13 protein-coding genes are annotated in these 11,645 nt (G+C 62.5%); 7 read left to right on the plus strand and 6 right to left on the minus strand.

The annotated features are described in order from the left end of the window. Positions 1–80 precede the first annotated feature (80 nt). Positions 81–911, minus strand: coding sequence for an endonuclease III (nth, locus tag NKH80_RS20100; RefSeq protein WP_352506594.1), 831 nt, complete (start codon positions 909–911; stop codon positions 81–83). A gap of 22 nt (positions 912–933) precedes the next feature. Here nth and NKH80_RS20105 point away from each other — a divergent pair, with 22 nt between their 5' ends. Then, complete coding sequence (locus tag NKH80_RS20105) at positions 934–1,428, plus strand: DUF2244 domain-containing protein (protein ID WP_352506595.1); 495 nt, start codon at positions 934–936, stop codon at positions 1,426–1,428. A 9-nt stretch (positions 1,429–1,437) separates the two neighbouring features. On the opposite strand, the gene NKH80_RS20110 is transcribed toward NKH80_RS20105, so the two are convergent. Beyond that, positions 1,438–2,253: a class I SAM-dependent methyltransferase gene (locus NKH80_RS20110; protein ID WP_352993111.1), complete on the minus strand. Its 816-nt coding sequence runs from the start codon at positions 2,251–2,253 to the stop codon at positions 1,438–1,440. Between the two features lie 114 nt (positions 2,254–2,367). Here NKH80_RS20110 and NKH80_RS20115 point away from each other — a divergent pair, with 114 nt between their 5' ends. The 4 genes from NKH80_RS20115 (at position 2,368) to NKH80_RS20130 (ending at position 6,457) form a co-directional block, all read left to right on the plus strand. Next, entirely contained in the window at positions 2,368–3,261 is an 894-nt protein-coding gene (locus NKH80_RS20115) for a methylated-DNA--[protein]-cysteine S-methyltransferase (RefSeq protein ID WP_352687961.1), read from the plus strand. A gap of 102 nt (positions 3,262–3,363) precedes the next feature. Next, on the plus strand, positions 3,364–4,272 hold the full coding sequence (locus NKH80_RS20120) for a ribokinase (protein WP_352993113.1): 909 nt from the start codon (positions 3,364–3,366) through the stop codon (positions 4,270–4,272). Positions 4,273–4,278: 6 nt separating this feature from the next. Continuing rightward, on the plus strand, positions 4,279–5,739 hold the full coding sequence (locus NKH80_RS20125; RefSeq protein ID WP_352993115.1) for an amidase: 1,461 nt from the start codon (positions 4,279–4,281) through the stop codon (positions 5,737–5,739). Positions 5,740–5,842: 103 nt separating this feature from the next. Next, positions 5,843–6,457: a LysE family translocator gene (locus NKH80_RS20130; protein WP_352476410.1), complete on the plus strand. Its 615-nt coding sequence runs from the start codon at positions 5,843–5,845 to the stop codon at positions 6,455–6,457. 124 nt (positions 6,458–6,581) lie between these two features. Here NKH80_RS20130 and NKH80_RS20135 read toward each other — a convergent pair whose 3' ends face one another. Then, complete coding sequence (locus NKH80_RS20135) at positions 6,582–7,523, minus strand: nucleoside hydrolase (protein ID WP_352993117.1); 942 nt, start codon at positions 7,521–7,523, stop codon at positions 6,582–6,584. Between the two features lie 144 nt (positions 7,524–7,667). On the opposite strand from NKH80_RS20135, the gene NKH80_RS20140 reads away from it, so the two are divergent. Both NKH80_RS20140 and NKH80_RS20145 read left to right on the plus strand, forming a co-directional pair. Next, a complete protein-coding gene (locus tag NKH80_RS20140) occupies positions 7,668–8,093 on the plus strand; it encodes an Hsp20 family protein (RefSeq protein WP_023675270.1) in 426 nt (141 codons plus the stop codon). A gap of 63 nt (positions 8,094–8,156) precedes the next feature. Beyond that, positions 8,157–8,414 (plus strand): BQ00720 family protein, encoded by a 258-nt coding sequence (locus NKH80_RS20145; RefSeq protein WP_023675269.1) that lies wholly within the window; start codon positions 8,157–8,159, stop codon positions 8,412–8,414. A 111-nt stretch (positions 8,415–8,525) separates the two neighbouring features. Here the strand turns inward: NKH80_RS20145 and ptsN are convergent, their stop codons facing one another. The 3 genes from ptsN to rpoN all read right to left on the minus strand — a co-directional run bounded on the left by ptsN (position 8,526) and on the right by rpoN (position 11,452). Continuing rightward, on the minus strand, positions 8,526–8,990 hold the full coding sequence (ptsN, locus tag NKH80_RS20150; RefSeq protein WP_023675268.1) for a PTS IIA-like nitrogen regulatory protein PtsN: 465 nt from the start codon (positions 8,988–8,990) through the stop codon (positions 8,526–8,528). Between the two features lie 59 nt (positions 8,991–9,049). Further along, on the minus strand, positions 9,050–9,634 hold the full coding sequence (gene hpf / locus NKH80_RS20155) for a ribosome hibernation-promoting factor, HPF/YfiA family (RefSeq protein WP_352877902.1): 585 nt from the start codon (positions 9,632–9,634) through the stop codon (positions 9,050–9,052). A 291-nt stretch (positions 9,635–9,925) separates the two neighbouring features. After that, the gene (gene rpoN, locus NKH80_RS20160) at positions 9,926–11,452 is read right to left on the minus strand and encodes an RNA polymerase factor sigma-54 (RefSeq protein WP_352799817.1); all 1,527 of its coding nucleotides are present in this window, start codon (positions 11,450–11,452) and stop codon (positions 9,926–9,928) included. Positions 11,453–11,645: the final 193 nt, after the last annotated feature.

An 11,645-nucleotide genomic window follows, 5' to 3' on the forward strand; every position in this document is an offset into this window, starting at 1 on the left:
GCAAATCACTCAAGGCGGCACCTCCTGCCACCTTGAATCACCCAACAGAGATCAACTCAACAAATTAATGGGTCCTGACCCTAGCGGGCAGTGGTTGCCGCTGCTCGGTCCTGAGCTGCTTCCACTGGCCCGAGCGGCCCGATCTCGACCAGTGGTGCAGGCACGCTGGTCGTCTTTTCCTTGGCCTTGCAGATATCGGCGATGACGCAGGCCGGGCAATCCGGCTTGCGTGCCTTGCAGACATAGCGGCCGTGCAGGATCAGCCAATGATGCGCATGCCGGATATATTCATCCGGAATGATCTTCAGGAAACCTTGCTCTACCTGTTCCGGCGTCTTGCCCGGCGCCAGGCCGAGCCTGTTACCGATGCGGAAGATGTGCGTGTCGACTGCCATCGTGTGCTGGCCGAAGGCGACGTTGAGCACGACATTGGCGGTCTTGCGGCCGACACCCGGCAGCTCGACCAGTTGATCGCGATCCTCAGGCACCTCGCCGCTATGGTCACGGATCAGCGCCTCGGACAGCGCGATGACGTTCTTGGCCTTGTTGCGCCATAGCCCGATGGTGCGGATATGGTCGCCGAGCTTGGCCTCGCCCAGCGCCAGCATCTTTTGCGGCGTGTCGGCAATTTTGAACAGCGCCCGCGTCGCCTTATTGACGCCGGCGTCCGTTGCCTGAGCCGAAAGCACCACTGCCACCAGCAGCGTGAAGGGGTTGATATGTTCGAGTTCGCCTCTCGGCTCCGGCCGCTGAACGGAAAAACGGCGAAAAATCTCATGCACCTCGGCCGGGCTGTAAAGCGCCCGCGATCTCGCCGGCCGCGGACGCGGCTTGGCGTTCGAGTCATCGCGGCGGCCGGGCAGCAGGTCTTTTTTGAGCGCGGAAGAGTTTTTGGGCTTGGGGCTTGTCATTGCCTTCCTATAATATTCCCCAATGAGCGACACAAACGCCTCATTTCAGGCCGACGAGCCATTCTTCCAGGCGCTGCTGACACCGCACCGGTCGCTGGGCAAGACCGGCTTTGCCATCCTGATGGGCGCACTGCTGTTCGGGTGGCTGGTGACCGGAGCGTTTTTTCTGTCGCGCGGCGCCTGGCCGGTGTTCGGCTTCTTCGGCCTCGACGTGATCGGCGTCTATATCGCCTTCCGTGCGAATTATCGCGCCGCCCGGGCTCGCGAGGAGGTGTCGGTGTCGCGCACCAGCCTCGATATCCGCAAGACTGCCCCGTCAGGCAAATCGGAATCACACCGCTTCAATCCGTTCTGGGCACGCTTTTCGATCGCCCGCCACGCCGAGATCGGCATCACCAGAATGGCGGTCGAGGCGCAAGGAAAAACCGTCTCGATCGGCGCCTTTCTCAACCCCGACGACCGCGAGAGTTTTGCCACCGCATTTTCGCGCGCTCTGGCGACCGCCAAGGCGCGCTGAGCCAGCGTTTCAGAACCGATAGCGCAACAGCCTGCCGATCTTGCGCAATGCTGGAATGTATTTCCAAAAGCGAACAAACAGTTTCGCGAGCCAGCGCATGCGAGCGGCATGTTCCGGCTTATAGGCAGGGATGTCCTCGATGAACCGCAGCTTCGGAACGGCTCGCTCCAATTCATGCGGGTTCTCAATGCTCCAATGGACCTCGGCGCCGGTGGCGCGGAAGGAGGAATTGAGGCGAATGATCTTCAGGCCCAGGCGACTATAGGCATCGAAAACCAGTTCGCCGCTCGAAAGATGTCCCACCAAACGAGAAAACAGTTGCTGCCCGTCCTCGGCGGCCAGGTAGGGAGTCAGGCCTTCCGCCACGACTATGGCCGGGCGATCCCGAGGTACTTCGTTCAGCCATCCAGGTTCGGTGAGCGACGAAGCGATCAGGTGGTAGCGATCCCGCACGGGATAGAGCCTGCGCCTGAGGTCGATGACTTCGGGATAGTCGACGTCGAACCAGTCCACGCCGGCTGGCGGGTCGATACGGAATATGCGCGTGTCGAGCCCACACCCCAGATGCAGCACGATGGCGTCAGGATTTCGGGCGAGAAAGTCCTGAACGCAGACGTCCAGCGTCTTTGCCCTGATTGCTAGACCGATGCCGAGATTGTTGTCGACCTTGAGCCGTGAGAAATCATAATCGATGTTGCGCACCGCCTCGTCGGCAAAGTAGTCCCTGAGCAGCGAATTGGGCAGCCGGCTCTCCAGCGCCTTGCCGTAAAGTGTCAAAAGCAAAGTCTCCTTTGCCCCGGTCAGGTTTACCTTTTCGCCAGCCACGACCGTCCTCCCCATTCAAAGTCAGCTCTATCTGGGTACATGCTGCGGGAAAGCAAGTTTCGGGTGGTGATCGCCGCCGCGAAGGACGATATTCGCACGCAAGGAGATACTGCCATGAACGCCCAAATGCCTCTCAAAACGACAGCAATCCTTCAGAAAGACATCACGCCTGAAGGCGGTGACTACGAAATCGTCCGTCGTGCCATCGAAAAGATCAGCCTCGACTATCGCGACCAGCCTTCGCTGGAAGTGCTGGCCGAGGAGGTCGGCGAAACGCCGACCGGGCTGCAGAAGCTGTTCACCCGCTGGGCCGGCCTGTCGCCCAAGGCTTTTCTGCAGGCCGTTACCCTCGATCATGCGCGCAAGCTGCTCGATGCCGGCATGCCGCTGCTTGAAACCTCGTTCGAGCTCGGCATGTCCGGTCCAGGCCGGCTGCATGATCTGTTCGTCACCCACGAAGCGATGTCGCCGGGCGACTACAAGACCCGCGGCGCCGGGCTCACCATCCGCTACGGCTATCATATCTCACCTTTCGGCATCGCGCTGATCATGGTGACGGACCGCGGCCTCGCCGGCCTCGCCTTCAACGATCCGGGCGGCGAGCGTGCGGCCTTTGCCGACATGTCCAGCCGCTGGCCGAACGCTAGCTATATCGAGGACATGGCTGCAACGGCGCCCTATGCCGCGCGTATTTTCGATCCGACGCTGTGGCGCGCCGACCAGCCGCTCCGCGTCGTCATGATCGGCACCGACTTCCAGGTCCGCGTCTGGGAAGCCTTGCTGCGTATTCCGATGGGCCAGGCCTGCACCTATTCCTCGATCGCCGCGCGCATCGGCGCACCGAGCGCCAGCCGGGCTGTCGGTGCCGCGGTCGGTGCCAATCCGATGTCCTTTGTCGTGCCGTGCCACCGGGCTCTCGGCAAGTCCGGTGCGCTCACCGGCTACCATTGGGGCCTGACCCGCAAACGCGCCATCCTCGGCTGGGAGGCGGGACAGGTCTCTTCGTGAATAGCCAAAGAATGGAACGATAGGAGCGATGTAAGGACCGCTAGGGTGACAAGCAGCGATCTTACGGAGTAGCTTCCCGCATGCGCTAGCGGGAGGCACTTCTTGATCGTCGTCATCGGCTCCATCAATCTCGACCTCATCGCCGGTGTCGACCGCTTGCCCGGTCCCGGCGAGACGGTGCGCGGCTCCGGTTTCGCTACTGCTCCCGGCGGCAAGGGCGCCAACCAGGCGCTGGCCGCCGCCCGCGCCGGGGCCAAGGTGCGCATGGTCGGCGCAGTCGGCAAGGACAGCTTCGCCAGCGAGGCTCTGGCGCTGCTGCGCGACGGCAAGATCGACCTGTCCGGCGTCGGCGAGACCTTTGCCTCTACCGGTACTGCGCTGATCATGGTCGGCGCCGACGGCGAGAACGTGATCGCTGTCGTGCCGGGCGCCAATGATTCGGTCGTGCCGGGTGACCTTTCCAAGGCCTTCCTGAAAAACGGCGACGTCGTGCTGCTGCAACTGGAGATCCCGCTGCAGACCGTCGAGGCAGCACTCGACGCGGCAAGGACGGCCGGCGCGATCACAGTGCTCAACACCGCACCTTTCCACAGCGACGCTGCCGGCTTCCTCGGCAAGGCCGACTATCTCGTCGCCAACGAAACCGAGTTCGACCTCTATGGCGAGGCGCTGTCATTGAGTGGCCGCGACCGCCCGGCGCGGATGCGCGACTATGCCTCGAGAACCGGCCGCACCATCGTCGTCACGCTTGGCCCGGACGGCGTTCTGGCGGCAACGCCGGACGATCTTCTGATGGTTCCGGCGCTGAAGATCACCCCGCTCGACACGGTCGGCGCCGGCGACACGTTCTGCGGCTATTTTGCAGCCGGGCTGGCAGCCGGCCTGCCGCTCGACCAGGCGCTTGCCCGCGCTGCCGCCGCCGGTTCGCTGGCCTGCCTGAAAGCCGGTGCACAGCCGGCCATCCCGCTGGCCAGGGATGTCGATGTCGCCCTGCAGAAATCCGCAGGCTAAAGCGGTATGACAGCCGTGCGCCCGACCACGAAGCATGCGGTACCGCCCGCCGGCGACATCTGCCGCCTGTCTGCCGTGGAGCTTACCGAGAAGATCAGGCACCGGCAGCTTTCGGTGCGCGAAGTGGTCGCGGCATTCCTCGACAGGATCGAGGCGGTGAACCCGCTGGTCAACGCTATCGTTTCATTGCGCGAACATGCCGACATCCTGCGCGAGGCCGACAACGCTGACGCCCATCTGGCGCGAGGAGGAGATACCGGATCGCTGTTCGGCCTGCCGATCGCGATTAAGGATCTTGCGCTGACAAAAGGCCTGAGAACCACCTTCGGCTCGCCGATCTTCGTCGATTTCGTGCCTGAGGAAGACGATTTCTTCGTCGAGCGCGTCCGCAAGGCCGGCGCGATCATCATCGGCAAGACCAACGTTCCCGAATTCGGGCTCGGCTCCAACACCTACAACACCGTGTTCGGCCAGACGCTCAACGCATTCGACCCGACGCTGACCGCCGGCGGCTCGAGCGGCGGCGCGGCGGTCGCGCTGGCGCTCGACATGGTTCCCGTTGCCGATGGCAGCGATTTTGGCGGCTCGTTGCGCAATCCCGCTGCCTACAACAATGTCTATGGGTTCCGCCCGTCGCAGGGATTGGTGCCGGCTGGCCCTGACCTTGATGTGTTTCATGCGCAAATGGGCGTCGAAGGGCCGATGGGGCGTAACGTGCGCGACATGGCGCTGCTGCTCGACGTGCAGGCCGGCTATCATCCTCGCGCGCCGCTGTCGCATGATAAGCCAGGCTCGTTTCTCCAAGGGGTGGAAACGCCGGCGGCCGGCGGGCGTATCGCCTGGCTCGGCGATCTCGACGGTCATCTGCCGGTTGAAGCAGGCATTCTACAGCTTTGCGAGGCAGCACTCGGCCGGTTCGCGGATGTGTCCTTCGAGGCCGAGCCGCTGATGCCGGAATTCGACTTCGAAGCGCTGTGGCAGGCCTTTGTAACGCTTCGGCAGGCGAGCAGCGGTTGTGCGCTCAAGGTGCACTACGATGATCCCTTGAAACGCAGTCTGCTGAAGCCGGAGGCCGTGTGGGAGGTGGAACATGCGCTTCGCCTCACCGCGCCGCAAATCCATGCGGCAACTGTGAGGCGCTCGTCCTGGCATCGAATGCTGCTGTCGCTCTTCGAGCGTTTCGACCTGATTGCGCTGCCAGCCGCACAGGTCTTTCCCTTCGACGTCGCCACCCTCTGGCCAAGGGAAGTGGCCGGGCGTGCCATGGACAGCTATCACCGCTGGATGCAGGTCTCAGCGCTCGCCACGCTGGGCGGCTGCCCGGCGATCAATGTGCCGGCGGGCTTCGACTCCAGGGGCAGGCCAATGGGCATGCAATTGATCGGGGGGCCGCGCGGTGACCCCTCCGTGCTGAGGGCGGCTGCCGCCTATGAGGCAACGCTGCCATGGCAGGCCGGCGCCTGCTGAAATCAGCTCCGCATTGTCGGCGCTTCGCCGACTTGCACGCAACTCATCGCCATGCATTGATCGCGACAGCACGCCGCACGAGCGGCATTCTGCGGAGGGAAAAATGTCGCTGGAACTCTACGCCACCTATGTCGTCGCCTGCATCGTCATCGTCCTGGTGCCGGGCCCGACGGTGACGCTGATCATTGCCAACAGCATACGCCACGGCTCGCGCGCCGGGCTCGCCAATGTCGCCGGCACCCAGGCCGGGCTGGCCATCATGATTGCCATTGTCGGCATCGGATTGACTTCGCTGATCGCCGGCATGGGACATTGGTTCGAGTGGGTCAGGCTGATTGGCGCTGCCTACCTGATCTGGATGGGCGTGCAGATGTTCCGCTCGAAAGGCAAGCTGAACGCCGATGGATCGGCAAAAAAACCGCGCGGTGGCTTTTTCCTGCAAGGCCTGCTGGTAGCAATCAGCAATCCAAAGACGCTGGTGTTCTTTGGCGCCTTCTTTCCGCAGTTCATCGCGCCTGAAGGCAATTACGCGTTACAGATCGGCGTCATGGGTCTCACCGCCATGATCTTCGCCGCAGTGTCGGATTCGACCTACGCGCTGGCCGCCGGCCGCGCCGGGCGCCTGCTGTCGGCCGGCCGCGTCAAGCTGCTGTCGCGGATCAGCGGCAGCTTCCTGGTCGGCGGCGGCCTGTGGCTGGCATTTTCAAAGGCGAAGTAACGGCACCTTTCCCTTCTCCCCTTGTGGAGAAGGTGGCCGAGCGAAGCTCGGTTGGATGAGGGGTGTTCCAGCCTGGCAATGACGGCACTCCGCCCAACCCATCAAGGGGGAATGAAAGACGGCCCTAAAGCCGCCCCAGCCTTTCCAGCAACAGCTCGAAAAACGCATCGTGGTCGATGTCACGCATCACCATGGCGTTCTTCGGCCGCTTGGTCACCCCCCACCAGTCGATCACCGTCATGCCCATGGTGAGTTCCGAGGCGGTTTCCACGCTGACATTGCAGTTGCGGCCCTTGAACAGCTTCGGCTTCAACAGGTAGGCGATGACGCAAGGATCGTGCAGCGGGCCGCCATCTGTGCCGTATTTCTCCTCGTCAAAGCGTTCGAAGAATTCCAGCATGTCCGCGGTGGCCGTGCCGACCCTGGTGCCGAGCTTGCGGAAGGCCTTCGTGCGCTTGGCGGTGGTCAGCGCCTTGTGGGTGACGTCGAGCGGCATCATGACGATCGGAATGCCGGATTTGAACACGACATCGGCGGCATGCGGGTCGACATAGATGTTGAATTCCGCGGTCGGCGTGACATTGCCGCCCTCGAAGAAGCCGCCGCCCATCAGCACGATCTCCTTGATCCGCGGCCCGATCTTGGGCTCGCGGATCAGCGCCAGCGCAACATTGGTGAGCGGTCCGAGCGCGCACAGCGTGATCGTGCCGCTCTCCTCCCTCATCAGCGTCTCGACGATGAAATCGACCGCATACTCGTCCTGCAGCTTCATCTTTGGTTCGGGCAGTTGCGGTCCATTGAGGCCGGTCTTGCCATGCACTTCCTCGGCGGTGACGAGTTCGCGCGCCAGTGGCCGGATGGCGCCTGCATAGACCTTGACGTCCGTCCGGCCGGCCAGTTCGCAGATCTTGCGGGCGTTTTTTTCGGTAAGTTTCAGCGGCACGTTGCCGGCCACCGCGGTGATGCCGACGATCTCCAGCTCGGCGCTGCCCAGCGCCAGCAATATGGCAACGGCATCGTCCTGGCCGGGGTCAGTGTCGATGATGATCCTGCGGGATTGGGGCATTTCAATTCCTTGTTTTGGCAAGTCTTTTTGGGCGGGACGTGTGACGGCTTGAAGTCTGCCGGGCGGCGGACCATATCAAGACCATCGGGAAAAATGCCATCCGGGTTTTTCCACTTTATGTCGCTCTTGAGAGGACACTGTAACATGAGCCGAATGACGCCTTTTTCCAGCCCGCTTCTCCTCGGTTTCGATTCCATGGAAAAGACGCTGGAGCGCTTGGCAAAGTCCGGTGACAGCTATCCTCCCTACAACATCGAGCGCCTCAGCGGTGCCGACGGCAAAACCGAAAGGCTGCGTATCACGCTCGCCGTCGCCGGTTTCGCGGAAAGCGATCTCGATGTCACAACGGAGGAGAACCAGTTGGTCGTGCGCGGCCGTCAGAACGACGACACCGAGCGCGAATTTCTCCACCGCGGCATCGCTGCGCGCCAGTTCCAGCGCTGTTTCGTGCTGGCCGACGGCATGCGGGTGATTGCGGCGGAATTGAAGAACGGCCTTCTGTCGATCGATCTCGATCGGCCGGAGTCCGAACGGCTGGTACGAAAAATAAACATATCGGTGAAAGACTGATTTTTGCCGATAGCTCTCATGCGGGATGGCCTTGAGCGGCGTCTCGCGGCAAGGAGGCTTGAAATGACCAGAACTAACGAAAATATCATCATGACCAGCGGCGAATTCGCCCATCTCGGCGAAGGTTCGGTCGCCTATCTCAGGAAAGTGTCGAGCGACGATCTGCGCGGCCGTTTCCCGGGCCTCGGCGAAATCGCGCCCGGGCTGGAACTGTGGGCCCTGTTTGCCGCCAATGGCCAGCCGATCCTGCTTTCGGACGCTCGCGATCGGGCACTGGCTGGCGCGCTGGAAAACGATCTGACCCCGGTCGCTATCCACTAACGTCGTTATCCACTGACAACGGCGCCATCAACTGACACATATGGCGCGGCGATCTGGTTGGAAACGGACAGGGCCGCACACGGCGGCCCTTCAAGGGATTTAATCAAAACCTCAGGCGGCGTGCGAGGCCTGCGTGTCCGACAGCAGCGCGTGGATGGCTACGGCGTCGCGCGTGCCTCTGATCTTGGCAACCGTGTCGGCATCGCGCAGCACCCGCGCGATGCGCGACAGCGCCTTGAGATGGTCGGCGCCGGCACCTTCGGGAGCCAAAAGCAGAAACACCAGGTCGACCGGCTGATCATCGAGGGCCTCGAAGTCCACCGGTGTCTCCAGCCGGGCAAAGACACCGGCGATCCGCTTCACCCCAGCCAGCTTGCCGTGCGGAATAGCGATGCCGTTGCCGACGCCGGTCGAGCCGAGGCGCTCGCGTTGCAGGATGGTGTCGAACACCTCTCGCTCCGGAATGCCGGAAATCGCCGCCGCCCGTTCGGACAGCAATTGCAGCAGCTGCTTTTTGGAGTTCGCCTTCAACGCCGGCATGATTGCCGGAACGCTGACGAGATCGCTCAGATCCATGCTTGAAATCCCTTGTTCGCCTGCCGTCGCCAGTCCCCACGCTCGCGTGCAGCTGGTTTTTACCCCTGCGCGACCTTGGCCGTGGACGGGTCGATCCAGCCGATATTCCCGTCCGGCCGGCGATAGACGATATTGAGATGGTCGTTTCCGGCATTGCGGAAGACCAGGACCGGGCTGTCCTTGGTGTCGAGTTCGATCACCGCTGACGCCACCGACATGGTCCGCAGCGTCATGGTCGATTCGGCGACGATGGCCGGCGCGAAATTCTCCGGTATGTCCTCCTCGTCGTCGGCAAGCGGCGCCATCACCGTATAGGCGACGTCGGCGAGCTCGCCGTTGCTATTGCCTGAATTGTGCGACTTCAGCCGGCGTTTGTAGCGCCTGAGTCGTGTTTCCAGACGGTCTGCCGCGGTATCGAAGGCAAGCGTTGGATCCTGGGCATCGCCGGTCGCCTGCAGCGAAGCACCGGAGTCCAGCCGGATCATGCAATCGGCCGTGTAGCGCGACCCCGATTTGACGACTACGATTTGCCCTGAAAAGCCCCGATCGAAATATTTCCCGATCACTTCCCCGACACGGTCGTTGATGCGCGTACGGAACGCATCGCCGATATCCATGTGTTTTCCCGATATGCGCAGTGTCATCTGAAAACTGACCTTCCTTGCTCAGGCTTCAAACTGTCCCGAGTTTATACTCGTGGTCCGCGCGCACAAGCTTTTGCGGCGTCACTTGCGCCGATTTTAGATCCGAACTTTCCGGTTGATCACAAGCCGCCTTCTTGGCCGTCCCGTGGCCTACGTCGTGACGGACCATCTCTCGTGCGGGCATCGGCGAACTCAAATCCACTCGCTAGCCCGTCTCATGCGGGCGGGCTTCTAGCCACTTCGTTGCCGCTTGTCAATGAACTGCGAAAGCTGTGGAAATTCCGTCGGAGCTCAACGGCCGGCGCTGGCCAAAGCGCGTTTTTCGCGCCGCCGCTGCACCGAAGAGGGTATGTTCATGCCTTCCCGGTATTTGGCAACCGTGCGCCTGGCGATGTCGACGCCGCTTTCCCGCAGCATGTCGACGATGGCATCGTCGGAAAGCACATCGACGGCTTTCTCCTCGTCGATCAGCTGCTTTATGCGGTCGCGCACCGCTTCCGACGAATGCGCATCGCCGCCACCTGACGAAGCGATCGAGGCGGTGAAGAAATAGCGCAGTTCGAACACACCGCGCGGCGTCAGCATGTATTTGTTTGCCGTGACCCGGCTGACCGTTGATTCGTGCATGCCGATGGCGTCCGCCACCGTACGCAGGTTGAGCGGCTTCAGGTGCCGCACGCCGTGGACGAGAAAAGCGTCCTGCTGGCGCACGATCTCAGAGGCCACCTTGAGAATGGTCTTCGCCCGCTGGTCGAGGCTGCGCGTGAGCCAGTTGGCGTTCTGCAGGCATTCGGCGAGGAAATCCTTTTCCGCCTGGTTTTTCGCATGGGGCGTGACCTGGGCGAAATAGATGTGATCGACCAGCACGCGCGGCAGCGTCTCGGCATTGAGCTCGACCGTCCAGCTGCCGTCATTGGCTGCGCGCACCTCGACGTCGGCCACGATTGCGTCGCTGGCACCGCGCGAAAACGCCATTCCCGGCCGCGGGTCGAGCGCCCGGATCTCGGCCAGCATGTCGAGCAGATCCTCCTCGTCGACGCCGCAAATCCGCTTCAGCGTCTGGAAATCGCGCCGTGCCAGGAGTTCGAGATTGGCGATCAGCGCCTTCATCGCCGGATCGAGCCGGTCGCGCACGGCAAGCTGCAGCAACAGGCATTCGGCGAGGTCGCGGGCGAAGATGCCGGCGGGCTCGAATGTCTGGCAGACCGCCAGGACCCTTGCCACCGCCGTGGCGTTCGTGCCGAGGCGGGCCGCGATCTCGGCCATGTCGGCACGCATGTAGCCGGCCTCGTCGAGGCCGTCGGCAAGCTCGCTGGCGATCAGGCGCGCCGCCGGATCGGCAAAGGCGAGCGCTACCTGCTCGCCGACATGGTCGCGCAGCGTGATGGCAGCCGCCGCCATGTCCGCGACGTCGAAGCCGTCGGAGGAAGAGGTGGAACCGTTGCCGGACGCCGATTTCCATTGCGCCGTCAGGTCGGGCCCGAGCCGCTCGCTCGTTCCAGGATCATCAGGAAACAGGTTTTCCAGCGATGTATCGAGCTTTTCCGAGATCGCCTCGGCGCTCCACGCCGTCTCCGCTTCGAACCAGTCGCCGTCGGCAGCCGGTTCCGGTGCAGCGTCGCCCTTCTGCGCCTGGTCGCTGGCGGCGTCCTCCTGCGGTTCGGCACGTTCCAGCAGGGGATTGCGTTCGATCTCGTCGTCGATGAAGCGTTCCAGCTCTAGGTGGGTGAACTGCAGCAGGCGGATCGACTGCATCAGCTGCGGCGTCATCACCAGCGACTGCGACTGTCGTAGCTGTAGTTTTGCCGCCAACGCCATGGTTCGGTTTCAAACGCCCCGTCTACGCACCCGCACTGCTGGAAGGAATTTTCCAGGCCAGCATAGAAACTGGCCCGGCTTTTGCTTGTCAAGGCGAGGAGCGGTAAAACTCGCCTGCCGACACGTTTTCAGGCAGAAAATTGAAGAAAAAGCTGCTGGACTACGCCGGAAATCCCGCTCGAACCGGAATTTT

It is taken from the genome of Mesorhizobium sp. M0904, assembly GCF_040319475.1.
Lineage (GTDB): Bacteria > Pseudomonadota > Alphaproteobacteria > Rhizobiales > Rhizobiaceae > Mesorhizobium.

Excerpts from the sequence above, each read along its gene's own strand:
- NKH80_RS20145 (WP_023675269.1), top strand. The coding sequence starts at position 8,157 with ATGACCAGAACTAACGAAAATATCATCATGACCAGCGGCGAATTCGCC.
- NKH80_RS20115 (WP_352687961.1), top strand. The coding sequence starts at position 2,368 with ATGAACGCCCAAATGCCTCTCAAAACGACAGCAATCCTTCAGAAAGAC.
- nth (WP_352506594.1), bottom strand. The coding sequence starts at position 911 with ATGACAAGCCCCAAGCCCAAAAACTCTTCCGCGCTCAAAAAAGACCTG.
- hpf (WP_352877902.1), bottom strand. The coding sequence starts at position 9,634 with ATGACACTGCGCATATCGGGAAAACACATGGATATCGGCGATGCGTTC.
- NKH80_RS20105 (WP_352506595.1), top strand. The coding sequence starts at position 934 with ATGAGCGACACAAACGCCTCATTTCAGGCCGACGAGCCATTCTTCCAG.
- NKH80_RS20130 (WP_352476410.1), top strand. The coding sequence starts at position 5,843 with ATGTCGCTGGAACTCTACGCCACCTATGTCGTCGCCTGCATCGTCATC.
- ptsN (WP_023675268.1), bottom strand. The coding sequence starts at position 8,990 with ATGGATCTGAGCGATCTCGTCAGCGTTCCGGCAATCATGCCGGCGTTG.
- NKH80_RS20135 (WP_352993117.1), bottom strand. The coding sequence starts at position 7,523 with ATGCCCCAATCCCGCAGGATCATCATCGACACTGACCCCGGCCAGGAC.
- rpoN (WP_352799817.1), bottom strand. The coding sequence starts at position 11,452 with ATGGCGTTGGCGGCAAAACTACAGCTACGACAGTCGCAGTCGCTGGTG.
- NKH80_RS20125 (WP_352993115.1), top strand. The coding sequence starts at position 4,279 with ATGACAGCCGTGCGCCCGACCACGAAGCATGCGGTACCGCCCGCCGGC.
- NKH80_RS20140 (WP_023675270.1), top strand. The coding sequence starts at position 7,668 with ATGAGCCGAATGACGCCTTTTTCCAGCCCGCTTCTCCTCGGTTTCGAT.